Here is a 22,985-nt window from a genome sequence, read left to right on the forward strand (position 1 = left end):
GATCGCGCGATGACCGACGGGTGGGGGCGGCCTTCGGGTGGTCGCCTCCGCCCGTCACCTCATCGCCCGGTTCCCGGCGGCACCTCGCCGCGCGGATGCCCGGTGGCCCCGCGCCACGGCGGAGCGCCGCGGCGAGCCAGGTGAGCGGTGCCGGCGCGGCCGCACGAAGTGCGCAGCGGAGTGGCTCGCGCGAAGCCGTGTCTCCGCGGTGAGGCCGTTGCGGCTCGGGGGCAGGGCGATACTGTGAGATCCATGACGCAACGTGTCGACACGCTCCTGATCTTCGGAGCCAGCGGGGACCTGACGGCCCGCCTCCTCCTCCCCGGACTCGCCCAGCTGCTCACCTCGCAGCCCGAGCGCTCCCTCACGCTCATCGGTGCCGGCGGCGCGGACTGGAACGACGAGGAGTGGCGGAAGGTCGTCACCGATTCCTTCTCCCAGGTCGACGCCAAGGGCGCGGCCGTCGAGTCGCTGCTGAAGGGCACCCGCTACGTCAAGGCCGACGTCACCGACCCCGCCGAGCTCACGAAGCTGCTCGGCCTGGCGACCGGAACCCCCGCCATCTACTTCGCCCTGCCGCCCGCGGTGGCCGCCAAGTCCGTCACCGCCTTGCAGGGCGTCGACATCCCGAAGGGCCTCACGCTCGCCCTCGAGAAGCCCTTCGGCATGGATGTCGCCAGCGCCGAAGCGCTCAACGGCGAGCTGGCGAAGCTCGTGCCCGAGAACCAGGTGCACCGGGTCGACCACTTCCTCGGCCGGTCGACGGTGTTCAACATCCTCGGTCTGCGCTTCGCGAACCGCATCTTCGAGCCGCTGTGGAACGCGGAGCAGATCGCGAAGATCGACATCGTCTACGACGAGATGCTCGCCCTCGAGGGCCGGGCCGGCTACTACGACTCGGCGGGCGCGCTGATCGACATGATCCAGAGCCACCTGCTGCAGGTCATGGCCGTGCTGGCGATGGAGCCGCCGTCGACGCTGGGGCAGAACGATCTCCGCGACGCCAAGGAGCTCGTGCTCCGCGCCACCCACGTCTGGGGCGACGACCCCACGGCGTCCAGCCGCCGCGCTCGGTACACCGCCGGCACCATCGACGGCCGTGAGCTGCCGAGCTACGCGGACGAGAAGGGCGTCGACCCCGCCCGCGAGACCGAGACGCTCGCCGAGGTCACACTCGAGATCCAGACCTGGCGCTGGAAGGGTGTTCCGATCACCCTCCGCTCGGGCAAGGCCATCGGGGAGCGCCGTCGCGAGATCGTGATCACGTTCAAGCCGGCGCAGCAGGTGCCGGTGGGGCTGACCGGGGTGAACACGCCGACGGTGCTGCGCATCTTCGTCGCGCCCGACGCGATGTCGCTCGAGATCGACATCAACGGTCCGGGCGACCCGTACGAGCTGGAGCGGGCGAGCCTGGAGGCGACGTTCGGCGACGGGCAGCTGCTGGCCTACCGCGAGGTGCTGGCGGGCATCCTCGACGGCGACCCGTCGCTCAGCGTGCGCGGCGACTCCGCGGTGGAGGGCTGGCGCATCCTGGCGCCGGTGATCGCCGCGTGGAAGTCCGACGAGGTTCCGCTCGACGAGTACCCCGCGGGCAGCGAGGGGCCGAGCAGCTGGAAGCCCATCGGCTGAGGCGAACGGCTGGGAGGCGAGGGGCGGAGAAGCCCTGAGCCCCGAGCCCTACGCCGAGGTGCGCACTCCGCTGCCGAGCCGTTTGGCAGCCGCAGCCGCCTCGACCTCGGCGTGGTGCGCCACGAGGGCGCGCAGAGCGTCGTCGTCGCGCGGATCGAGGGTCGGAGCATCCGGAACAGCACCGGCAGACTGGCCAGTACTCACAGGCTGCCCAACACCCACCGCCGCGACCATCCCGGCGAGCCGCCGATCCACCTCGACCCGATCCACGGGCGCGAGTGCCGGCCGAACCGGCTGGGCGATCCGCGCCCGAGGCGTGAACACGGGAGCAGCCACCGGCGCCGGAGCCGCGACCGCGGTGGTGGTCTTCACCGAGATGCCGTTCTCGGCGAGCGTCGCGACGATGTCGCGGGCGACCGAGCGGGCCAGGGCGGTGTGGAAGATGTCGTCGGTGTCGGAGGTGCTGCGGCGCGTGATCGCGTACGATCCCAGCGGGCCGAAGTTCTCCATCAGGGTCTGGTTGACGAGTTCGTAGAGGCGTTCCTGGCTCACAACACTCTCGCGCTGAGCCTTCGCGCGACGCCTCCAGCCGATCATCGCAACTCCCTTCGCGCCACCCTTGTGTGAACAGTGTGCGGGCTGGGCATCCCGGGGGTCGCTCGACACGCCGCAGGCAGGGTCTCGATGCCCTGATTAGGCTGGAATTCATGGCAATCGAACGAACCTGGACCGCCTTCGCCGTCTCGACCGTCTCCGCCCTCGTCGCGGCCGTCGTCGTGACGGCGCTCGTGACGCTCATCGTGCGGGCGGCCGGCCGCCGCCGCCGCTGGCCGAACGCGCTCGTGCGCCGGTCGCGCATCCCGTTCCGCATCTTCCTCTTGGTGGTGCTGCTCTGGATCGGGGTCGACCTGACCATCCCGGTCGGCGACTACCAACCCGTCGTCGACCAGCTCTTCCTGATCGCGACCATCGCGCTCGGCGCCTGGCTCGTCTGCAGCCTTGCGATGTTCCTCGAGGACGTCGCCCTCGCCCGCTACACGATCGACCGGCCCGACAACCGCATCGCGCGGCGGCTGCGCACTCAGGTGCTGATCCTGCGCCGGCTCGGCATGGCGGTGGTCATCGTGCTGGCGATCGGGGCGATCCTGCTCACCTTCCCGGGCGCGCAGGCGGTCGGCACGAGCGTGCTCGCCTCGGCCGGGCTCGTATCGATCATCGCCGGTCTCGCGGCGCAATCGACGCTGTCGAACGTGTTCGCGGGCATGCAGATCGCCTTCAGCGACGCGGTGCGGGTCGACGACGTCGTGATCGTCGAGGCGGAGTGGGGCCGCATCGAGGAGATCACCCTCACCTACGTCGTCGTGCACCTCTGGGACGACCGGCGCCTGGTGCTCCCGAGCACCTACTTCACCTCGCAGCCGTTCCAGAACTGGACGCGGCGCAACTCCGAGCTGCTCGGCGCCGTCGAATTCGACCTCGACTGGCGGGTGACGCCGCACGAGATGCGGGCCGAGCTCGACCGCATCCTCGCCCGCACCGACCTCTGGGACGGGCGGGTCTCGGTGCTGCAGGTGACGGATGCGGTCGGGGGCTACGTGCGCATCCGCATCCTGGTGACGGCCGTCGACGCGCCCACGCTGTTCGACCTGCGCTGCTTCGTGCGCGAGGAGATGATCGTCTGGCTGCACCGCGAGAGCCCGCAGTCGCTGCCGCGCAACCGCGTGCGCATCGTCGAGGACGAGCCCGACATCACCCGCCGGGCGCCGCGCGACGACACGCGCGGGCACGAGGCGTCCGGCCTGTTCCACGGCGACGTGGGGGCCGAGGGGCGGGCGAGTCTGTTCACCGGGCCCATCCAGACCTCGCGCATCGAGCCCGACGAGCGGTAGTCAGCGCACCGCCAGACCGGGCTGATTCAGGATGCGCTGGGCGGCGTCATGGGCTTCCGCGGCGTTTTGGGGGCCGCGGCGTCGGCCGGGGCATCCGGGGTCTCGTAGGGGCGGGTCTGCGTCACGTCGTCGTGGCCGGCGGAGGGCGACGCGGAGGGCGACGGAGCAGGGGCAGCAGGCGGCGCTGCGGCAGCCGGCGCGGCAGCCGACGGCGCGGCGGCTGGAGGCTCGGCGGTAGCCGGGCCCTCCCCGACCCGCGTCACCGGCCACACGAACCGCGCCGACTCCCCGTTCTTCGCCAGATACACCTGCGCTGCGCGCGTGCCGAACCACAGGAACCGCACCAGCAGCGCGATCAGCAGCAGCACGAGCAGGAACGCGATCGCCCCCGCGACGAGCGAGAACACACCGCCGATCACGTGCAGCAGGGCCGAGAGCACGCCCCCGCCGGGCCCATAGCTCATCTCAGCGGCCCAGCTCGCGGGCGTCCTCGTCGCTCTGCAGCACGCTGCCGACCGCGAGCGCGAGCGTGATGCCCCAGCTCAGCCACATCAGCACGAGCCGCCAGTCGCGCGGCCCCTTGCGGGTGGTCTGCACCACCGAGAAGCCACCGATGATCGAACTGATGATGCTGCTGTTCAGGATGAATTTGCGCACGGTCTCCCCGTTCTCGAACGTCGTGCTGCCTACGCTACCCCGGGCCGCCGAGAGGTGCCCCTGGTAGGGTGAACGAAGGAGATCCGGCCCGGATCCGTGCGGATCCGCTCGCCTCGCCGACTCGCTGAACGGACACATGCCTTCCTCGAAGAACCCCCCGACAGACTCATCCGCCGCCTTCCCCTTCGTGGTCGTGTCGAACCGCCTGCCGGTCGACCGCCAGGTGCACGCCGACGGCACGCTGTCGTTCCGCACCTCGCCGGGCGGCCTCGTCACGGCCCTGGAGCCCGTGATGCGCGAGGCCGACGGCGCCTGGATCGGCTGGACCGGCTCGGCCGACGACGAGACCGACCCGTTCGAGCACGACGGCATCCACCTCATCCCCGTCACGCTGACGGCCGACGACGTCGAGCTCTACTACGAGGGCTTCTCGAACGACACCCTGTGGCCGCTGTACCACGACGTGATCGCGCCGCCGGCCTACCACCGCGAATGGTGGGAGAGCTACGTCACGGTGAACCAGCGCTTCGCCGACCGCGCCGCCGCGGTGACCGCCGAGAACGGCACGGTCTGGGTGCAGGACTACCAGCTGCAGCTCGTGCCGAAGATGCTCCGCGAGCAGCGGCCCGACCTCACCATCGGCTTCTTCAATCACATTCCGTTCCCGGCATACGGCATCTACTCGCAGCTGCCGTGGCGCACCCAGATCATCGAGGGCCTGCTCGGCGCCGATGTCATCGGCTTCCAGCGCACGGCGGATGCCGGCAACTTCACGAGGGCGGTGCGCCGCCTGCTCGGGCATCAGACCAAGGGCACCGTCATCGACGTGCCGGTCGAGGCCGAGGCCGAGGTGAAGAGCGCGAAGCACCGCATCTCCCGGGTGCGCGACGACAAGCTCGTGCGCACCGTCGTGGCGAAGGCGTTCCCCATCTCGATCGACGCCGCCCGCTACGAGGAGCTCGCCCGCCGTCCCGACATCCAGGAGCGCGCCCGCGAGATCCGCGAGGGCCTCGGCAACCCGAAGGTCGTGATGCTCGGGGTCGACCGCCTCGATTACACCAAGGGCATCGGCCACCGCCTGAAGGCGTTCGGCGAGCTCCTGGCCGACGGCACGGTCGACGTCGAGGACGTCACGCTCGTGCAGGTCGCCAGCCCCAGCCGCGAACGGGTCACCGCCTACCAGAACCTCCGCGACGAGATCGAGCTCACGGTCGGCCGCATCAACGGCGACTTCGGCACCATCAGCCACACCGCCATCAGCTACCTGCACCACGGCTACCCCCGCGAGGAGATGGTCGCCCTCTACCTCGCCGCCGACGTGATGCTCGTCACCGCCCTGCGCGACGGCATGAACCTCGTCGCCAAGGAGTACGTCGCCTCGCGCTTCGACAACGACGGCGTGCTCGTGCTGAGCGAGTTCGCCGGCGCGAGCGACGAGCTGCGCACGGCGCTCCGGGTCAACCCGCACGACATCGAAGGTCTGAAGGAGTCCATCCTCCAGGCCGTCGCGATGCCCAAGAGCGAGCGGTCGAGACGGATGCGCGCCATGCGCAAGCGCGTGCAGGAGAACGACGTGGCGCGGTGGTCGTCGTCATTCCTCGCCACGCTCACCACGCCCTCCGACGGTCTCGCGCTGCCGAAGGCCAACAAGGCGGCCCCGGTGATCGACACCGACGCGGCCCTCGACGAGGCCGCCGAATGACGGGCGCGCCGACCTCCGCGGTGCTGCAACGCCTCGCCTCGACCGAGGTGCTCCTGGTCGCCCTCGACTTCGACGGCACGCTCGCCCCCATCGTCGACGTGCCGGCGGATGCCCGGGCGCTCCCCGAGGCGAGCGCGGCCGTGCTGGCGCTGCTCGACCTCCCCGGCACCCACGTGGCCTACGTCTCGGGGCGAGCGATGGACAGCCTCGCCGCCGTCAGCGACCTCCCCGACGAGGCGCTGCTCGCCGGCTCGCACGGCGTCGAGGTGCGCACCGACGGCCGGGTCGAGCTCGACCTCAGCGACACCGAGCGGGCCGAGCGCGAGCGCCTCGGCCCCCTGCTCGCCGACATCGCCGAGCCGCTCGACGGCGTCTGGATCGAGGAGAAGCCCGCGGGCTTCGCGATCCACACCCGCCTGGCCGACGAGGCCGCGACCGCTCGAGCCGAGGAGCAGGCGCTCGCCGCGGCCGACGCCGAGGCGCACGGCATCACCGTGCGGCACGGCCAGGACATCCTCGAGTTCTCGGTGCGCGGCACCACGAAGGGCGACGCGGTCTCGCGCCTGCGCGAGCACACCGGGTCGACCGCCGTGCTGTTCGCCGGTGACGACGTCACCGACGAGGACGGCTTCGGCGCGCTGAGCGGCGACGACGTGGGGGTGAAAGTGGGCTCCGGGGCGACCTCGGCCGCCTTCCGGGTCGACGGCCCCGCCGAGATGGCCGCCGTGCTGGCCGAACTGGGGGTGCTTCGACGCGATCGGGGTGCATGAGCATCCGTTCGGCGGTTCTAAACTACGTAACATGCCGGAAATAGACATGAAGCCTCGCAGCCGCACCGTCACCGATGGGATCGAAGCCCTCACCTCGCGCGGCATGCTGCGCGGCGTCGGAATGGGCGACGGCGACTGGGAGAAGCCCCAGATCGGCATCGCGAGCTCGTGGAACGAGATCACGCCCTGCAACCTCTCGCTCGAGCGTCTCGCGCGGGCCTCGAAAGAGGGTGTGCACTCCGGCGGCGGCTACCCGCTGCAGTTCGGCACCATCTCCGTCAGCGACGGCATCTCGATGGGTCACGAGGGGATGCACTTCTCGCTCGTCTCGCGCGAGGTCATCGCCGACTCGGTCGAGACCGTGATGATGGCCGAGCGCCTCGACGGTTCGGTGCTGCTCGCCGGCTGCGACAAGTCGCTGCCCGGCATGCTGATGGCCGCGGCCCGCCTCGACCTCGCGTCGGTCTTCCTCTACGCCGGATCGATCGCGCCCGGCTGGGTGAAGCTATCCGACGGCACCGAGAAGGACATCACGATCATCGACTCCTTCGAGGCCGTCGGCGCCGTGCGCGCCGGCCGTATGTCGATGGAGGACGCGCACCGCATCGAGTGCGCCTTCGCCCCCGGCGAGGGCTCCTGTGGCGGTATGTACACCGCCAACACCATGGCGAGCGCCGCCGAGGCGATGGGCATGAGCCTGCCGGGCTCGGCCTCGCCGGCCGCCGCCGACCGTCGCCGCGACTACTTCGCCCACCGCTCGGGCGAGGCCGTGGTGAACATGCTGCGCCTCGGCCTCACCGCCCGCGACATCATCACCAAGAAGTCGCTCGAGAACGCGATCGCCGTGGGCATGGCCTTCGGCGGCTCCACCAACCTCGTGCTGCACCTGCTCGCCATCGCGAATGAGGCCGAGGTCGAGCTGACCCTGGCCGACTTCAACAAGGTCGGCGACAAGGTGCCGCACATCGGCGACCTGAAGCCCTTCGGACGCTTCGTGATGAACGACGTCGACCGCCACGGCGGCGTGCCCGCCGTGATGAAGGCGCTGCTCGACGAGGGTCTGCTGCACGGCGACGCCATGACCGTCACCGGCAAGACCGTGGAGGAGAACCTCGCCGAGATGGACATCGCGCCGCTCGACGGCGAGGTGCTGCGCCCGCTGTCGAACCCCATCCACAAGTCCGGCGGGCTCACCATCCTGCAGGGCTCGATGGCGCCCGAGGGTGCGGTCGTGAAGTCGGCCGGCTTCGATGCCGACGTGTTCGAGGGCCCGGCCAAGGTGTTCGAGCGCGAGCGGGCGGCGATGGATGCGCTGACCGAGGGCCGGATCGAAGCGGGCGACGTGGTCGTCATCCGCTACGAGGGCCCGAAGGGCGGCCCGGGCATGCGCGAGATGCTGGCCATCACCGCGGCCATCAAGGGCGCAGGGCTCGGCAAAGATGTACTACTCTTGACGGACGGACGATTCTCAGGCGGCACAACCGGCCTGTGCATCGGCCACATAGCACCCGAAGCGGTCGACGCAGGTCCGATCGCCTTCGTGCGCGATGGTGATCTGATACGGGTCGATATCGCAGCTCGTTCGCTCGACCTACTTGTCGAACCAGAAGAGCTTGCAGCTCGCCGAGACGGCTGGGCTCCGCTTCCCCCGCGCTATACCCGTGGCGTTCTCGCGAAGTACTCCAAGCTCGTGCACTCCGCCGCGGAGGGCGCGATCACGGGGTGACCCGCGCATCCATCTACCGTGCTCTCTGACTGAGGAAACCACCATGTCCACGGACGCCTTCCCCGTGCCAACCAAGAAGTCGCCGCCCAGCGCGGAGTCCTCGCCCGAGATCCTCACCGGATCGGGGGCGGTGCTCCGCACCCTCGAGCACCTCGGCGTCAAGGACGTCTTCGGGCTCCCGGGCGGCGCGATCATCCCGTTCTACGACGAGCTGATGACGCAGGACACGATCCGCCACATCCTCGTGCGTCACGAGCAGGGCGCCGGCCACGCGGCCGAGGGCTACGCGGCCGCCAGCGGCAAGGTCGGCGTCGCCATCGCGACGTCGGGCCCCGGCGCCACGAACCTCGTCACGGCCATCGCGGACGCCTACATGGACTCGGTGCCGCTGCTCGCCATCACCGGCCAGGTGTTCTCGCACCTGATGGGCACCGACGCGTTCCAGGAAGCCGACATCGTCGGCATCACGATGCCGATCACGAAGCACTCCTTCCTCGTGAAGCGGGCCGAAGACGTGCCGGCGACCCTGGCGGCGGCCTATCAGATCGCGTCGACCGGCCGCCCCGGCCCGGTGCTCGTCGACATCACGAAGGATGCGCAGCAGAACAAGGCGCCCTTCATCTGGCCGCCGAAGATCGACCTGCCGGGTTACCGGCCGATCACGAAGGCCCACGGCAAGCAGATCCAGGCGGCGGCTCAGCTGCTCGCCGAGGCGAAGAAGCCCGTGTTCTACGTGGGTGGCGGTGTCATCCGCTCGGAGGCGTCGGCGGAGCTGCTGCAGCTCGTCGAGGCGACCGGTGCTCCCGTGGTCACCACGCTGATGGCGCGCGGCGCCTTCCCCGACTCGCACCCGCAGCACCTCGGTATGCCCGGCATGCACGGCACGGTGCCCGCGGTGCTGGCGCTGCAGGAGAGCGATCTGCTCATCTCGCTCGGCGCCCGCTTCGACGACCGCGTCACCGGCAAGGCGAGCGAGTTCGCGCCGCACGCCAAGGTCGTGCACGTCGACATCGACCCGGCCGAGATCTCGAAGATCCGTATCGCCGACGTGCCGATCGTGGGCGACGCGAAAGACGTCATCACCGACCTCACCGCGGCCTACGCCGAGGTGTCGGGCGCGCCGCTCGAACTCGAGGAGTGGTGGAGCTACCTGCACGGCCTGCAGACCGAGTTCCCGCTCGGCTACGCCGAGCCGACCGACGGTCTGCTCGCCCCGCAGTACGTGATCAAGCGCATCGGCGAGCTGTCGGGGCCCGAGGCGATCTACGCCTCCGGCGTCGGCCAGCACCAGATGTGGGCGGCTCAGTTCATCAAGTACGAGCGCCCGCACGCCTGGCTGAACTCCGGCGGCGCCGGCACCATGGGCTACTCGGTGCCCGCCGCGATGGGCGCCAAGGTCGCCGAGCCGCAGCGCACCGTCTGGGCGATCGACGGCGACGGCTGCTTCCAGATGACCAATCAGGAGCTCGCGACCTGCACGATCAACGACATCCCGATCAAGGTCGCGATCATCAACAACTCCTCGCTCGGCATGGTGCGGCAGTGGCAGACGCTGTTCTACGACGGCCGGCACTCCTTCACCGACCTGAACACCGGTCACGAGACGCGCATGGTGCCCGATTTCGTGAAGCTGGCCGAGGCGTACGGCGCACTGGGCATCCGTGTCACCAAGCTCGAGGAGGTCGATGCGGCCATCACGCTCGCGCTCGAGACGAACGACCGGCCCGTGGTGATCGACTTCGTCGTGTCGGCCGACGCCATGGTGTGGCCGATGGTGCCGCAGGGCGTCAGCAACAGCTTCGTGCAGTACGCCAAGGAGCACGCTCCGGAATGGGATGAGGAGTAGACCATGAGCACCCACGTCCTGAGCCTCCTCGTGGAGGACAAGCCGGGTCTCTTGACCCGCGTCGCCGGACTGTTCGCCCGCCGCGGCTTCAACATCGAGTCGCTCGCCGTCGGCCACTCCGAGATCGCCGGGCTCTCGCGCATCACGGTCGTCGTCGACGTCGAGGACCTGCCGCTCGAGCAGGTCACGAAGCAGCTGAACAAGCTGATCAACGTCATCAAGATCGTCGAGCTCGACCCGGCGCAGTCGGTGCAGCGCGAGCACCTGCTGATCAAGGTGCGCGTCGACAACACCACGCGCTCGCAGGTGCTCGAGGCCGTGAACCTGTTCCGGGCCCGGGTCGTCGACGTGTCGACGGATGCGCTCGTGATCGAGGTCACGGGCGACTCCGGCAAGACGCAGGCCTTCATCAAGGTGATCGAGCCCTACGGCATCAAGGAGATCGCCCAGTCGGGCCTCCTCGCCATCGGACGCGGCGGCAAGAGCATCACCGAACGCGTCTTCAAGAACTGACCTTTTTCCACCCACTTCGCACTTCGCACTTCGCACTTCACCCAACACAAGGAGAGAAACACGTGACCGAGATCTTCTACGACCAGGATGCCGACCTGTCCCTGATCCAGGGCAAGAAGGTGGCCGTCGTCGGCTACGGCTCGCAGGGCCACGCCCACGCCCTCAACCTGCGCGACTCGGGCGTCGAGGTCGTCGTGGCGCTGAAGGAGGGGTCGAAGTCGATCCCCAAGGCCGAAGAGGCCGGCTTCACGGTGCTCTCCGTGGCCGAGGCCACCGCGTGGGCCGACGTCATCGTCATCCTCGCGCCCGACCAGCACCAGCGCGGCATCTACGCCCAGGACATCCAGCCGAACCTCGCCGACGGCAAGACCCTCGTCTTCGGCCACGGCTTCAACATCCGCTTCGGCTACATCGAGGCGCCCGAGGGCGTCGACGTGATCATGGTCGCCCCCAAGGGCCCGGGCCACACGGTGCGCCGCGAGTACGAGGCCGGCCGCGGCGTTCCCGTGATCGTCGCCGTCGAGAAGGACGCGACCGGCTCGGCCTGGGCGCTCGCCTGGAGCTACGCCAAGGGCATCGGCGGCCTGCGCGCCGGCGGCATCAAGACCACCTTCACCGAGGAGACCGAGACCGACCTGTTCGGTGAGCAGGCCGTTCTCTGCGGCGGTGTCTCGCAGCTCGTGCAGTACGGCTTCGAGACGCTGACGGAGGCCGGCTACCAGCCGCAGATCGCCTACTTCGAGGTGCTGCACGAGCTGAAGCTCATCGTCGACCTGATGTGGGAGGGCGGCATCGCCAAGCAGCGCTGGTCGGTCTCCGACACGGCCGAGTACGGCGACTACGTCTCGGGCCCGCGCGTGATCGACCCGCACGTGAAGGAGAACATGCAGGCCGTGCTCGCCGACATCCAGTCGGGCGCGTTCGCCAAGCGTTTCATCGACGACCAGGACGCCGGCGCCCCCGAGTTCCTCGCGCTCCGCGAGAAGGGTGCCGCGCACCCCATCGAGGCCACGGGCAAGGAGCTGCGCGCGCTCTTCGCGTGGAAGCAGCAGGACGCGGACTACACGGATGGCAGCGCTGCGCGCTGACCTCCGTGCAGTCCGCACGCGGACGCTCTGCTGGTCGGTGAGGATGCGCACGCGCATCCTCACGCGGACGGCAGCGCTGCGCGCTGACCTCTGGCACCACCCCGAGGGCCCCGGAGCATCCGCTCCGGGGCCCTCTCCCGTCCCGCCGCCGATCGAGCCGTCGCAAACCGCCCTCTCGCGCCTCTGAGAGGGCGATTTGCGACGGCTCGACGGGCGCTACGGGGTGGGGAGGGGCGCCGGGGAGCGGAGGACCAGGCGGGGGCGGACGAGGCGGTGGCGGGGGTCGGTCGCCGGGCCCGCGTCGGGGCGGCCGCGGTGGGCGCCCGTGAGCAGCTCGAGCACGCCGGAGGCGACCTCGTCGAGCGGCTGCTCGACGCTCGAGAGTCCGAGGGCCTGGGCGACGGGGGTGTTGTCGTAGCCGATCACGGGGATCGCGCCCGCCGAGGCGATCAGGGCGCCGAGCGCGAGGGAGTCCGAGGCGCAGACGACGGCGTCCACGGGATCGACGCCGGGGCTCCCGGCGAGCAGGGCGCGGAGGGCGGCGCCGCCCGGGGTGACGCCGTCGGGGGTGGCGATCGCGAGGGGCGCGAGCTGAGCATCCGTGAGCCCGCTGCCGGCGAGCATGGCGTCGTGCCAGCCGCGACGGCGGTCGTCGCCGGTGCCGGAGGGGCTCGGCCAGCCGATGTAGCCGACGCGCCGGCGGCCCTGGGCGAGCAGCGCGGTCGTCGCCTCGTGCAGCCCCCACCAGCCGTCGACATCGACCCAGAGGTGCGCGGGGTCGTTCATGTCGTCGATGCCCCAGGGTCGCCCGAAGGTGACGAACGACTGCTCGTTCTCGATCAGCCACTCGGTGCGCGGGTCGCCGTGGAAGGTGCTCGTGAGCACGAAGGCGTCGACGTCGGCGCCGTCACGCAGGCGGGCGAACTGGCGGATCTCGTCGTCGGGGTCGGTCGCGGTGAAGAGCATCACGCGAAGGCCTTGAGCCGCAGCCTGCTCGGTGAGGGCGTGCAGGAAGCGGTCGAGAACGCTGCCCGAGATGCCGTCGGTCATCGGGTCGATGCGGATGCCGATTGTCGAGCTCTTGCGGGTGCGCAGACGGCGCGCGGACTCGTGCGGGCGGTAGCCCAGCTCGGCGATCGCGGTGGTGACCCGGTCGCGGGTGTCGGGCCGCACGATGTCGGGGGAGTTCAGCACGTTCGACACCGTCTGGCGCGAGACACCGGCGACCCGGGCGACGTCGTGGATGGTGGGGAGTGCGCCCATGCTCACCCTCCTGTCGCGTCGGCGGACTGTCCGTTTCACGAGGCTAACACCCGCGCCGCGCCTCGATCGGTTGCACAGCCGAAGCCCCCGGGTTAGGCTGGCGAGCAGGAATTTGAACGATCAAATTGCACAAGGAGAACACCATGCAACGACGCAGCTCCCTTGCCGTCGCGCTCGGCCTCGCCGCCGCGACCGCACTCACCCTCTCGGCCTGCGGCTCGGGCTTCGACGACGCCGGCTCGACCGGCGCCGCCCAGGACGACAGCGCCGGCCTCACCGTGCTGATCGGCTCGAGCGGCGACGCCGAGACCAAGGCCGTCACCGACGCCGTGGCGTCCTGGTCGGAGGAGTCGGGCACGGAGGCCACTCTCAACACGGCCTCCGACCTCAACCAGCAGCTCAGCCAGGGCTTCGCCAGCGGCAAGCCGGCCGACGTCTTCTACGTCTCGACCGACGCCCTCGCAGGCTACGCCGCCAACGGCTCGCTGTACCCCTACGGCGACCAGCTCTCGAACAAGGACGACTTCTACCCGACCCTCGTCGACTCCTTCACCTACGACGGCCAGTTCTACTGCGCCCCGAAGGACTTCTCGACCCTCGCCCTGATCATCAACACCGACCTGTGGACGGCCGCCGGCCTCACCGACGCCGACGTGCCGACCACCTGGGACCAGCTGACCGCCGTCGCGCAGAAGCTGACCACCCCCGAGCACGTCGGACTGGCCTTCTCTCCCGAATACGCCCGGGTCGGCGCCTTCATGGCCGAGGCGGGCGGCAGCCTGCTGAACGCCGACGGCACCGAGGCCACGGTCGACAGCCCCGAGAACCTGAAGGCGCTCGAGTACGTCAAGTCGCTGTTCAGCTCGGGGGTCGCGAAGTACTCCTCCGACCTCGGGGCCGGCTGGGGCGGCGAGGCCTTCGGCAAGGGCCAGGCCGCGATGACCATCGAGGGCAACTGGATCGCCGGCGGCCTGCAGGCCGACTACCCCGACGTGAAGTACACGGTCGCCTCCCTGCCCGCGGGCCCCGGCGGTGAGGGCACGCTCCAGTTCAGCAACTGCTGGGGCATCGCCGCCGACAGCCCCAATCAGGAGGCCGCCCTCGCCCTGGTCGAGAAGCTGACGAGCACCGACCAGCAGCTCGCCTTCGCCAAGGCTTTCGGCGTGATGCCGTCGGTGCAGTCGGCCGCCGAGCAGTGGAAGACCGAGAACCCCGACAAGGCCGCCTTCCTCGACTCCGCCGACTACGCCCAGGGCGTGCCGACCCTCGAGGGCTCGGCCGACGTGATCAAGGACCTCAACTCGCAGCTGGAGTCGCTGTCCACCGGTGACCCTGCCGCGATCCTCGAGACCGCGCAGAAGAACATGGAGGCGATCGTCCAGTAGGACGGTCGGACCCGTGATCGCGACAACGAGGTCGAGGAGGATCGAATGAGTGCATCCGTGACGGTGCCGCCCACCGCGGCGGCACCCGGCGGCCCCGGGCCCGGCGGGAAGAGCGCCAAGAGGCCGTCGAGCAGCGGCCGCCGCGCCCCGAAGGGCATCCGCCGCTCGGAGGGCATCGCCGGCTGGCTGTTCACCGCGCCGATGCTGATCATCCTCGGCCTCTTTCTCGTCGTGCCGGTGCTGATGGCCCTGTGGGTCAGCTTCTCCGACTGGTCGGGCCGGGGGAGTCCTTTCGCGTCGAGCGTCAACTTCGTCGGCCTCGACAACTACGACCAGCTGCTCGCCGGCGGCGGGCTCGCCGAACGCGACTTCGGCGTCGCCCTCCGCAACAACGCCTGGTACGTGCTGCTCGTGGTGCCGATCCAGACTGCGCTGTCGCTGTTCCTGGCCGTGCTGGTGAACCGGCAGGTGCTGAAGGGGCGCGGGTTCTTCCGCACCGCGTTCTACTTCCCGAGCGTGACCAGTTCGGTGGCCATCACGGTGCTGTGGCTCTTCCTCTTCGGAGCATCCGGAGCCGTCAACAAGGTGCTGTCGTGGTTCGGCGTCAACGGCCCGAACTGGTTCCAGGACCCGTCGGGCGTCGTGCACAACCTGCTCGCCGCCGTCGGCATCACGCAGGGCCCGGCCTGGATGACCGAGAACACCACACTCGGCGTCTCGTGGTGGGACTGGTGGGCGGGGCCGAGCGTCGCGATGTCGGCGTTCGTGCTGATGGCCGTGTTCACCACCTCCGGCACCTTCATGCTGCTGTTCATCGCGGCGCTGCAGAACCTCGGCGGCGACGTGCAGGAGGCGGCGATGATCGACGGCGCCAACGGCTGGCAGCGCTTCTGGCGGGTCACCCTGCCGCAGCTGAGGCCGACTCTGTTCACCGTGCTCACGCTCGGTCTGATCGGCACCTGGCAGGTGTTCGACCAGATCTACACCGGCACGCAGGGCGGTCCGGGCAAGACCACGGTCACTCCCGCCTACCTCTCGTACACCTCGGCGTTCGAGAGCCAGGACTGGGGCCGCGGCGCCGCGATCGCGTTCGTGCTGTTCGTGATCATCGTGGTGCTGACGATCATCCAGCGCATCGTGCTGCGCGACCGGCCGGTGTCGAAGCGACGGATGCGCGCCTACAGCATCGCGAGCAGCCAGACCGCGAACAAGGAGGGCCGGGCATGAGCGCCGCCGTCACGACCGCGCCGGTGACCACCGGCAGAGCGCCGAACAACCGGCGGCCCCGCCGGAGCGGACGCTTCGTCGCGAGCACCTCGGTGCTCTACGCCATCCTCGTCGTCATCGCGATCGTCTACATCTTCCCGTTCCTGATCGACGTTGCCACCTCGTTCAAGACCGACGCCGAGGCGGCGAGCGACCCGCTCTCCCTGATCCCGCAGACCTGGACGACGGCCGCCTACGAGCGCCTGTTCCTGAACTCCGACTTCCCGACCTGGTTCGCGAACTCGGCGGTCGTGACGGTGTTCGTCACCGCCGGGCGGGTGTTCCTCGCCTCCCTCGCCGGGTACGCGCTGGCGCGGCTCGACTTCCGCGGCCGCAACGTCATCTTCGCCGGACTCGTCGCGGTGATGTCGGTGCCGCTCGTGGTGCTGCTCATCCCGAAGTTCCTCGTGATCAACCAGCTCGGCATCTACGACTCCTACGCGGGCATGATCATCCCGCTGCTGGTCGACGCCGCCGGGGTGTTCATCATGAAGAACTTCTTCGAGTCGATCCCCGCGAGCGTCGAGGAGCAGGCCCGCATCGACGGCGCCGGCACTTTCCGCATCTTCTGGTCGGTGGTGCTGCCGATGGCACGGCCCGCGCTGATCACCATCGTGATCCTGTCGTTCCAGGGCTCGTGGAACGAGCTCTCGCACTTCATCGTCTCGACCCAGTCGCCCGAGCTGACGACGCTCACCAAGGGCGTCGCCTCGCTCGCCTCTGGGCAGCTCAGTCAGGGCACCCAGTATCCGCTGAAGCTGGCGGCGGCGGCGATCATGACCGTGCCGGTCGCGGTCATGTTCTTCATCTTCCAGCGCCGCATCATGAACGCCAGCGAGGGGGCCGTCAAGGAATGACCGCCGTGCTCCCCTCCCCGTCGACCTCCCAGGAGATCCCCGCCATGCCCCTGCCCTCGCAGCCCGTGCAGCCTCTGCAGCCCTTCCTCAACGACGCCACCGTGGTGCTCGCCGCGCCGACCCAGGCGTGGTCGGCGGCCTCGGGGGCGATGACGGAGTCGATCCACGGTGTCTACCACTCCGACTCGCGGGTCGTTCGCGGTCTCGCCCTCGAGGTCGGCGGGTCGGCGGTCGAGACGGTCTCGCACTCGGTCGTCGACGCGTCGACCACCGTGTTCACGGCTTTGGTGCGCTCGATCGACGACTCGAGCGCCGACCCGCGGGTGCGCCTCGACCTGCGCCGCTCGGTGGCGCCGGGCGGTCTCGCCGAGCGGCTGCGGTTCAGCTCGGCGCTGGGGCACGAGGTGGTCACCGAGGTGCGGCTGACCCTCGTCGCCGACGGGGCGCCGATGCAGGTCGTGAAGGCGGGGCTCGCGGGCTCCGGCGTCGACACGGCTCCGGATGCCCGTGCCGCCCTCCCGGCGGTGACCGCCGTCACCCGTGACGGGGCCGTGCTCCTCGCGGCCGGCAGCTGGTCGGCGCGGCTCGACGCCCCCGGCGCGGCGATCGCGGTGGCGGCGCCCGGATCGGCCGCCGCGGCCGACGCCGAGGCGCCCGACCGCGCATCCGTCGCCGACGCCGAGGGGCCGGCTCGCGCCGCCGTCGCCGACGCCGAGGGGCCCGCCCGCGCATCCGTCGCCGACCCCGCCGCCCGCGTCACCCTCACCTGGCCGCTGGTCATACCGGCGCACGGCACCGCCATGCTCACCTGGGCGCTCGCGCTCGACGACCGGGCCGCCGTCGTGACGGGTGCCTCCGGCTCGCCCGAGTGGGCCGACGCCAGCGTCGACGCCGGCGACAGCCGCCTCGCCCGGTGGAACCGCCGCGCCCTCGACGACCTCACCGCCCTGCGGATGGAGACGAGCCGCGCCCCGGGCGAGCCCTTCCTCGCGGCCGGCGCGCCCTGGTTCTTCACCCTGTTCGGCCGCGACTCGCTCTGGGCCGCCCGCCTGCTGCTGCCGCTCGGCACCGAGCTCGCCGCCTCGACCCTGCGCGTGCTCGCCGGGCTGCAGGGCGAGCGCACGGTGGGGGAGACCGCCGAGCAGCCGGGCAAGATCATGCACGAACTCCGCCCCGGCGAGCTCCGGATGCCGGGGGAGGGCATCACGCTCCCTCCGCTCTACTACGGCACCGTCGACGCCACCGCCCTCTGGGTCGTGCTGCTCGCCGAGGCGCGTCGCTGGGGGCTGTCCGACGACGAGGTGCGGCCGCTGCTGCCGAACCTCAGGCGCGCCCTCGAGTGGATGCGCGACCACGGCGACAGCGACGGCGACGGCTTCCTCGAGTACGCCGACACGACGGGGCACGGTCTCGCGAACCAGGGCTGGAAGGACTCCGGCGACTCGGTGCAGTGGCGCGACGGACGCCTCGCCGAGGGCCCGATCGCCCTCTGCGAGGTGCAGGGCTACGCCTACCAGGCGGCCGTCGAGGGGGCCGAGCTGCTCGACGCGTTCGGCGAGCCGGGCGGAGACGAGTGGCGTGCCTGGGCGGCGGCGCTCGCCGATCGCTTCCGGGCCTCCTTCTGGATCGAGCACGACGGCGGCCGCTACCCCGCGATCGCGCTCGACGCGGCGAAGCGACCGGTGGACACGCTGACCAGCAACATCGGGCACCTGCTCGGCACGGGCATCCTGAACGCCGACGAGGCCGCCGACGTCGCCCGGCTGCTCGTCGACGAGCGGCTCGACTCGGGTTTCGGCCTGCGCACCATGGCCACCGACTCGGCCGGATTCTGGCCGCTCAGCTACCACGGCGGCACCGTCTGGGCGCACGACACGGCCATCGCGGTGCAGGGGCTCGCCCGGGAGGGCTTCCGCGCCGAGGCCGCGACGCTCGGCCGGGGGCTGCTGCGCGCGGCCGAGGCGTTCGGCTACCGCATGCCCGAGCTGCACTCCGGCGACTCGGCGGCGGTCGTCGACGTGCCGGCGCCGTACCCCGCGGCGTGCCGGCCGCAGGCGTGGTCGGCGGCGGCCGCCGTGGCGGTGGCGGTGGCGGCGACGGATGCGCGTCCCGCGCCCGACCGCCGGACCCTCCTCGTGGCGCCGCTCGCCGACGCCGCCCTCGGCCACGTCACGATCGACGGCCTCCGCGTCGCGGGCCGCCCCTTCCGCGTGGACGCGACCCCCACCTCGGCGACGGCCACCCCGCACACCTGACGCCGACCATCGAACCGTCGAAAAACGCCCTCTCGGGGTCGGGAGAGGGCGATTTTCGACGGCTCGACGAGAGGGTCGGCCCGGGTAGGGTGTGGGGATGAGCGACGCGCGGGACGAGGAAGGGCTGGGGTGGGCCGGGGACGACGATCCGACGCTCGCGCCCGAGGTTCGGGGCGGGCCGGGGGCGGCGCCGCGGCGCACCGTGCTCGACGAGGCCGAGGACGCGGAGGACCGCGCGGCCGAGCACGAGCTCGAGGAGGCGGAACGCGCATCCGCTCAGCTGAGCTCGGTGGCGCTGATCGGGCTCGGCGTGCTCGGCGGGGTCTACCTGCTCTACACGATCGGCTGGGCGGTGTTCTTCAGCCGCTACGAGCTGGCGATCGACGTGACGTTCGGCGTGTTCAGCGACCTGATCGCGCGCACGCTCGCGATCGCCGCCGCGCCGCTGTGGTTCGTGGCGACGCTGCTGCTGACGCAGCGCCGCGACCTGCGGTACCGCTTCCTCTGGCTCGTGATCGGAGTGCTCGTGCTCGTGCCCTGGCCGTTCCTGATCGGGGGAGCGGCATGACCGCCGCGACCGCCGGCGCCCCGGCCGCGCCCGCCAAGCGCGGCTTCCGCACCTTCGGCCGCTCGGGCTGGGCGGTGGCCGTCGTCTCCGCCTTCCTGTACGCGTACCACCTGTGGGGCGGCCTGGCGAACCTGATCGGCGTCGTCTCGCTGCTGAACAGCTACGGCACCGCGCCCGACGCCGGGCTCTGGACGCTCATCATCGGCTACGCCGTCGTGCCGATCGTCGTGTACCTCGCGGCGCTTCTCGTGGGCCGCACCCTGCGCAACTGGGAGCGCGCGGTGGTCTTCGCGGTCGGCTTCGCGGTCGTCTCGGTGGTGTCGCTGAGTCTGCTGTCGATCTAGGGACCGGCCGGGCGCCTCTTCAGAAGAACGCCACCAGAAGGATCAGCCCCGCCAGCACGATCTGCGCGATCAGCCGCGGCACGAACGGGACGGCGAGCGACCCGAACCGCTCCCGCCGCGTCGCCGCGTAGGCGTTCGCCGGGAAGACCGCCGCGAGGAACACCACGAGCGCGATCCCCGCGACGATCCGCGTCGGCGGGAAGACGAGCCCCAGCCCGCCCGCGATCTCGCACACGCCGGTGAGGTACACCAGGTTCAGCGGGGCCAGGATGCCCGTCCCGCGGATCCGCGGAGGGATCATCGCGGCCATCGTGCGGGCCGAGCGCGGCACGAAGTGATTCACGCCCATCAGCACGAACACGGCGGCGATCAGCAGGCGGAGCACGTCGAGGACGACGCCCGACGTCATGAAGTCCATCGGCCCATTCTGCCTGCACTACGCTGGACGGGTTCCCCGCCGATGAACCCGAAGGACCCGCCCCGTGTCGAAGCCGGTCGTGCTGATCGCCGAAGAATTGTCCCCCGCCACCGTCGACGCCCTCGGGCCCGATTTCGACGTGCGCTCCGTCGACGGCACCGACCGACCGGCGCTGATCGCCGCCCTCGCCGACGCCCACGCGGTGCTCGTGCGCTCGGCCACGAAGGTCGACGCGGAGGCCATCGCGGCCGCCCCGCAGCTGAAGGTCGTCGCCCGTGCCGGCGTGGGTCTCGACAACGTCGACATCAAGGCCGCCACCACCGCCGGCGTGATGGTCGTGAACGCGCCCACCTCGAACATCATCTCGGCCGCCGAACTGACGGTCGGCCACATCCTGAGCCTCGCCCGCCACATCCCCGCCGCGCACGCCGCGCTCGCGCAAGGGCAGTGGAAGCGCTCCGCCTACACCGGCGTCGAGCTGTTCGAGAAGACCGTCGGCATCATCGGGCTCGGCCGCATCGGCGCCCTGATCACCGCCCGACTGCAGGCCTTCGGCGTGAACGTCATCGCCTACGACCCCTACGTCACCAGCGCCCGCGCGCAGCAGCTCGGCGTCACCCTCGTCACCCTCGACGAGCTGCTCGCCCAGAGCGACTTCATCACCATCCACATGCCGAAGACGCCCGAGACCACGGGCATGATCTCCGACGAGCAGCTGGCGCTGATGAAGCCCACCTCGTTCATCGTGAACGTCGCCCGCGGCGGCCTCATCGACGAGGATGCGCTGTACCGCGCCCTGACGTCGAAGACCATCGCCGGGGCCGGCCTCGACGTGTTCGTCAGCGAGCCGCCGAAGGAGTCGCCGCTGCTCGCCCTGCCGAACGTCGTCGTCACCCCGCACCTCGGTGCCTCGACCGACGAGGCGCAGGAGAAGGCGGGCGTCTCGGTCGCGAAGTCGGTGCGCCTCGCGCTCTCGGGCGAGCTCGTGCCCGACGCCGTCAACGTCGCCGGCGGTGTCATCGACCCGTACGTGCGCCCCGGCATCGCCCTCGTCGAGAAGCTCGGCCAGGTCTTCTCGGGGCTCGCCGGCAGCCCGCTCACGAGCGTCGACGTGGTGGTCAAGGGCGAGCTCGCCGACTACGACGTCAGCGTGCTGAAGCTCGCGGCGCTGAAGGGCGTGTTCACGAACGTCGTCAGCGAGACCGTGTCCTACGTCAACGCCCCGCTCCTCGCCGAACAGCGCGGGGTCGCCGTGCGCCTGATCACCGACCCCGAGTCGGCCGAGTACCGCAACGTCATCACGCTCACCGGCGCGCTCAGCGACGGCTCGCAGATCTCGGTCTCGGGCACGCTGACCGGCTCGAAGCAGATCGAGAAGATCGTCGAGATCAACGGCTACGACGTCGAGGTGCCGTTCGCGAAGCACCTGATCGTCATGCTCTACACCGACCGCCCCGGCATCGTCGCGGTCTACGGCAAGGAGTTCGGCGAGGCCCAGGTCAACATCGCGGGCATGCAGATCGCGCGCCACGAGGCCGGCGGCAAGGCGCTGAGCGTGCTGACCGTCGACTCCCCGGTGCCCGACGGGCTGCTCGACACGCTGCGCGACGCGATCGAGGCCGACGTCATGGTCGAGGTCGACATCACCGCCTGACCGGGCGGCGAAGGGCCAGGCCGGCCCGTCGCGACCGCCGCCCCGCGCGGCAATAAGCTGGGCGCATGGAACGAACCATCAAGCTCGCGCTCATCCCCGGTGACGGCATCGGGCCGGAGGTCGTGGCCGAGGCCGTCAAGGTGCTCGACGCGGTCGCCCCCGGCGCGGGGGTGGAGTTCGACAAGACGACCTTCTCGCTCGGCGCCGCCCGCTTCCTCGAGACGGGCGACGTGCTCACCGACGACGACCTGGCCGCGATCGCGTCGAACGACGTCATCCTGCTCGGCGCCGTCGGCGGCGTTCCCGGCGACCCGCGGTTGAAGAACGCGAACATCGAGCGGGGCCTGCTGCTGAAGCTGCGCTTCTCGCTCGACCACTACGTCAACCTCCGCCCCACCGTCATCTACCCGGGCGTGCCCTCTCCGCTCGCCGAGCACGGCGAGGTCGACTTCGTCGTCGTGCGCGAGGGCACCGAGGGCCCCTACGTCGGCAACGGCGGCGCCATCCGCACCGGCACGCCGCACGAGATCGCCAACGAGGTGTCGATCAACACGGCCTACGGGGTCGAGCGGGTCGTGCGCGACGCGTTCGCGCGAGCATCCGCCCGTCGCAAGAAGCTGACCCTCGTGCACAAGACCAACGTGCTCACCTTCGCCGGCGGGCTCTGGAAGCGCGTCGTCGACGAGGTGGGGGCCACCTTCCCGGAAGTGGCCGTGGACTACCTGCACGTCGACGCCGCGACCATCTTCCTCGTCACCGACCCTGCTAGATTCGATGTCATCGTCACGGACAACCTCTTCGGCGACATCCTCACCGATCTGGCCGGCGCGATCAGCGGCGGCATCGGCTTGGCGGCCTCGGGCAACATCAACCCCGACGGCGCGTTCCCCTCGATGTTCGAGCCGGTCCACGGATCCGCGCCCGACATCGCCGGCCAGCAGAAGGCCGACCCCACCGCCGCGATCCTCTCGGCGGCGCTGCTGCTCGACCACCTCGGGCTGACGGATGCGGCCGACCGCGTGCGCACCGCGGTGGTCGCCGACATCGCCTCGCGAGACGGCCGGCCGGCACGCACGACAGCCGAGATCGGCGACGCGGTGGTGGCGGCCCTCGGCGCCCCCGAAACCACACCGACCCACTGACGAAAGACAGCCC

The 22,985-nt window shown here is 70.7% G+C and carries 21 protein-coding genes; 16 read left to right on the top strand and 5 right to left on the bottom strand.

Annotation, left to right across the window (positions count from 1 at the left end; translation table 11 throughout):
• Positions 1 to 252: 252 nt before the first annotated feature.
• Positions 253 to 1,629, top strand: a complete 1,377-nt coding sequence (locus NVV95_RS17520) for a glucose-6-phosphate dehydrogenase (protein ID WP_259487856.1) — start codon at positions 253 to 255, stop codon at positions 1,627 to 1,629.
• A gap of 48 nt (positions 1,630 to 1,677) precedes the next feature.
• Here NVV95_RS17520 and NVV95_RS17525 read toward each other — a convergent pair whose 3' ends face one another.
• Positions 1,678 to 2,181 (bottom strand): hypothetical protein, encoded by a 504-nt coding sequence (locus NVV95_RS17525; RefSeq protein ID WP_259487857.1) that lies wholly within the window; start codon positions 2,179 to 2,181, stop codon positions 1,678 to 1,680.
• Positions 2,182 to 2,336: 155 nt separating this feature from the next.
• Here NVV95_RS17525 and NVV95_RS17530 point away from each other — a divergent pair, with 155 nt between their 5' ends.
• A complete protein-coding gene (locus NVV95_RS17530) occupies positions 2,337 to 3,518 on the top strand; it encodes a mechanosensitive ion channel family protein (protein WP_259487858.1) in 1,182 nt (393 codons plus the stop codon).
• Positions 3,519 to 3,544: 26 nt separating this feature from the next.
• On the opposite strand, the gene NVV95_RS17535 is transcribed toward NVV95_RS17530, so the two are convergent.
• Entirely contained in the window at positions 3,545 to 3,982 is a 438-nt protein-coding gene (locus NVV95_RS17535) for a hypothetical protein (RefSeq protein ID WP_259487859.1), read from the bottom strand.
• 1 nt (position 3,983) lies between these two features.
• Entirely contained in the window at positions 3,984 to 4,175 is a 192-nt protein-coding gene (locus NVV95_RS17540; RefSeq protein ID WP_259487860.1) for a hypothetical protein, read from the bottom strand.
• Positions 4,176 to 4,311: 136 nt separating this feature from the next.
• Here NVV95_RS17540 and otsA point away from each other — a divergent pair, with 136 nt between their 5' ends.
• The 6 genes from otsA to ilvC all read left to right on the top strand — a co-directional run bounded on the left by otsA (position 4,312) and on the right by ilvC (position 11,820).
• The gene (otsA, locus tag NVV95_RS17545; RefSeq protein ID WP_259487861.1) at positions 4,312 to 5,877 is read left to right on the top strand and encodes an alpha,alpha-trehalose-phosphate synthase (UDP-forming); all 1,566 of its coding nucleotides are present in this window, start codon (positions 4,312 to 4,314) and stop codon (positions 5,875 to 5,877) included.
• Positions 5,874 to 6,647: a trehalose-phosphatase gene (otsB, locus tag NVV95_RS17550; protein WP_259487862.1), complete on the top strand. Its 774-nt coding sequence runs from the start codon at positions 5,874 to 5,876 to the stop codon at positions 6,645 to 6,647. The genes otsA and otsB overlap by 4 nt, the downstream gene beginning before the upstream one ends.
• A 31-nt stretch (positions 6,648 to 6,678) precedes the next feature.
• The gene (gene ilvD / locus NVV95_RS17555; RefSeq protein ID WP_259487863.1) at positions 6,679 to 8,373 is read left to right on the top strand and encodes a dihydroxy-acid dehydratase; all 1,695 of its coding nucleotides are present in this window, start codon (positions 6,679 to 6,681) and stop codon (positions 8,371 to 8,373) included.
• 43 nt (positions 8,374 to 8,416) lie between these two features.
• Positions 8,417 to 10,219, top strand: a complete 1,803-nt coding sequence (locus NVV95_RS17560; RefSeq protein WP_259487864.1) for an acetolactate synthase large subunit — start codon at positions 8,417 to 8,419, stop codon at positions 10,217 to 10,219.
• 3 nt (positions 10,220 to 10,222) lie between these two features.
• Positions 10,223 to 10,732 carry an acetolactate synthase small subunit gene (gene ilvN, locus NVV95_RS17565; RefSeq protein WP_259487865.1) on the top strand — a complete coding sequence of 170 codons (510 nt, stop codon included), beginning with the start codon at positions 10,223 to 10,225 and terminating at the stop codon, positions 10,730 to 10,732.
• A 62-nt stretch (positions 10,733 to 10,794) separates the two neighbouring features.
• Positions 10,795 to 11,820 (top strand): ketol-acid reductoisomerase, encoded by a 1,026-nt coding sequence (ilvC, locus tag NVV95_RS17570; RefSeq protein WP_259487866.1) that lies wholly within the window; start codon positions 10,795 to 10,797, stop codon positions 11,818 to 11,820.
• A gap of 216 nt (positions 11,821 to 12,036) precedes the next feature.
• On the opposite strand, the gene NVV95_RS17575 is transcribed toward ilvC, so the two are convergent.
• Positions 12,037 to 13,083, bottom strand: a complete 1,047-nt coding sequence (locus NVV95_RS17575) for a LacI family DNA-binding transcriptional regulator (protein ID WP_259487867.1) — start codon at positions 13,081 to 13,083, stop codon at positions 12,037 to 12,039.
• 143 nt (positions 13,084 to 13,226) lie between these two features.
• Between NVV95_RS17575 and NVV95_RS17580 the strand changes: the two genes are divergently transcribed.
• The 6 genes from NVV95_RS17580 (at position 13,227) to NVV95_RS17605 (ending at position 19,758) form a co-directional block, all read left to right on the top strand.
• Positions 13,227 to 14,468 (top strand): sugar ABC transporter substrate-binding protein, encoded by a 1,242-nt coding sequence (locus NVV95_RS17580; protein ID WP_259487868.1) that lies wholly within the window; start codon positions 13,227 to 13,229, stop codon positions 14,466 to 14,468.
• Positions 14,469 to 14,513: 45 nt separating this feature from the next.
• Entirely contained in the window at positions 14,514 to 15,695 is a 1,182-nt protein-coding gene (locus NVV95_RS17585; RefSeq protein ID WP_259487869.1) for a carbohydrate ABC transporter permease, read from the top strand.
• Complete coding sequence (locus tag NVV95_RS17590; protein ID WP_259487870.1) at positions 15,692 to 16,591, top strand: carbohydrate ABC transporter permease; 900 nt, start codon at positions 15,692 to 15,694, stop codon at positions 16,589 to 16,591. The genes NVV95_RS17585 and NVV95_RS17590 overlap by 4 nt, the downstream gene beginning before the upstream one ends.
• Positions 16,588 to 18,846: a glycogen debranching N-terminal domain-containing protein gene (locus NVV95_RS17595; protein ID WP_259487871.1), complete on the top strand. Its 2,259-nt coding sequence runs from the start codon at positions 16,588 to 16,590 to the stop codon at positions 18,844 to 18,846. Before NVV95_RS17590 ends, NVV95_RS17595 begins: the two co-directional genes overlap by 4 nt.
• 97 nt (positions 18,847 to 18,943) lie before the next feature.
• Positions 18,944 to 19,414 carry a hypothetical protein gene (locus tag NVV95_RS17600; protein WP_259487872.1) on the top strand — a complete coding sequence of 157 codons (471 nt, stop codon included), beginning with the start codon at positions 18,944 to 18,946 and terminating at the stop codon, positions 19,412 to 19,414.
• The gene (locus tag NVV95_RS17605; RefSeq protein ID WP_259487873.1) at positions 19,411 to 19,758 is read left to right on the top strand and encodes a hypothetical protein; all 348 of its coding nucleotides are present in this window, start codon (positions 19,411 to 19,413) and stop codon (positions 19,756 to 19,758) included. The genes NVV95_RS17600 and NVV95_RS17605 overlap by 4 nt, the downstream gene beginning before the upstream one ends.
• Positions 19,759 to 19,777: 19 nt before the next feature.
• On the opposite strand, the gene NVV95_RS17610 is transcribed toward NVV95_RS17605, so the two are convergent.
• Complete coding sequence (locus tag NVV95_RS17610; protein WP_259487874.1) at positions 19,778 to 20,176, bottom strand: DoxX family protein; 399 nt, start codon at positions 20,174 to 20,176, stop codon at positions 19,778 to 19,780.
• A gap of 64 nt (positions 20,177 to 20,240) precedes the next feature.
• On the opposite strand from NVV95_RS17610, the gene serA reads away from it, so the two are divergent.
• Positions 20,241 to 21,830 (top strand): phosphoglycerate dehydrogenase, encoded by a 1,590-nt coding sequence (serA, locus tag NVV95_RS17615; RefSeq protein WP_259487875.1) that lies wholly within the window; start codon positions 20,241 to 20,243, stop codon positions 21,828 to 21,830.
• Between the two features lie 65 nt (positions 21,831 to 21,895).
• Positions 21,896 to 22,972: a 3-isopropylmalate dehydrogenase gene (locus NVV95_RS17620; RefSeq protein WP_259487876.1), complete on the top strand. Its 1,077-nt coding sequence runs from the start codon at positions 21,896 to 21,898 to the stop codon at positions 22,970 to 22,972.
• The last annotated feature ends 13 nt before the right edge of the window (positions 22,973 to 22,985 follow it).

The organism is Herbiconiux gentiana (assembly GCF_024978135.1).
GTDB lineage: Bacteria > Actinomycetota > Actinomycetes > Actinomycetales > Microbacteriaceae > Herbiconiux > Herbiconiux gentiana.

What these genes read in the sequence shown, in the direction of transcription:
- NVV95_RS17580 (WP_259487868.1), top strand. Translation starts at nt 13,227, where the DNA reads ATGCAACGACGCAGCTCCCTTGCCGTCGCGCTCGGCCTCGCCGCCGCG.
- NVV95_RS17575 (WP_259487867.1), bottom strand. Translation starts at nt 13,083, where the DNA reads ATGGGCGCACTCCCCACCATCCACGACGTCGCCCGGGTCGCCGGTGTC.
- ilvD (WP_259487863.1), top strand. Translation starts at nt 6,679, where the DNA reads ATGCCGGAAATAGACATGAAGCCTCGCAGCCGCACCGTCACCGATGGG.
- NVV95_RS17590 (WP_259487870.1), top strand. Translation starts at nt 15,692, where the DNA reads ATGAGCGCCGCCGTCACGACCGCGCCGGTGACCACCGGCAGAGCGCCG.
- NVV95_RS17600 (WP_259487872.1), top strand. Translation starts at nt 18,944, where the DNA reads ATGAGCGACGCGCGGGACGAGGAAGGGCTGGGGTGGGCCGGGGACGAC.
- NVV95_RS17620 (WP_259487876.1), top strand. Translation starts at nt 21,896, where the DNA reads ATGGAACGAACCATCAAGCTCGCGCTCATCCCCGGTGACGGCATCGGG.
- NVV95_RS17595 (WP_259487871.1), top strand. Translation starts at nt 16,588, where the DNA reads ATGACCGCCGTGCTCCCCTCCCCGTCGACCTCCCAGGAGATCCCCGCC.
- ilvN (WP_259487865.1), top strand. Translation starts at nt 10,223, where the DNA reads ATGAGCACCCACGTCCTGAGCCTCCTCGTGGAGGACAAGCCGGGTCTC.
- NVV95_RS17585 (WP_259487869.1), top strand. Translation starts at nt 14,514, where the DNA reads ATGAGTGCATCCGTGACGGTGCCGCCCACCGCGGCGGCACCCGGCGGC.
- NVV95_RS17535 (WP_259487859.1), bottom strand. Translation starts at nt 3,982, where the DNA reads ATGAGCTATGGGCCCGGCGGGGGCGTGCTCTCGGCCCTGCTGCACGTG.
- NVV95_RS17560 (WP_259487864.1), top strand. Translation starts at nt 8,417, where the DNA reads ATGTCCACGGACGCCTTCCCCGTGCCAACCAAGAAGTCGCCGCCCAGC.
- NVV95_RS17520 (WP_259487856.1), top strand. Translation starts at nt 253, where the DNA reads ATGACGCAACGTGTCGACACGCTCCTGATCTTCGGAGCCAGCGGGGAC.
- otsA (WP_259487861.1), top strand. Translation starts at nt 4,312, where the DNA reads ATGCCTTCCTCGAAGAACCCCCCGACAGACTCATCCGCCGCCTTCCCC.
- NVV95_RS17605 (WP_259487873.1), top strand. Translation starts at nt 19,411, where the DNA reads ATGACCGCCGCGACCGCCGGCGCCCCGGCCGCGCCCGCCAAGCGCGGC.
- otsB (WP_259487862.1), top strand. Translation starts at nt 5,874, where the DNA reads ATGACGGGCGCGCCGACCTCCGCGGTGCTGCAACGCCTCGCCTCGACC.
- NVV95_RS17530 (WP_259487858.1), top strand. Translation starts at nt 2,337, where the DNA reads ATGGCAATCGAACGAACCTGGACCGCCTTCGCCGTCTCGACCGTCTCC.
- NVV95_RS17610 (WP_259487874.1), bottom strand. Translation starts at nt 20,176, where the DNA reads ATGGACTTCATGACGTCGGGCGTCGTCCTCGACGTGCTCCGCCTGCTG.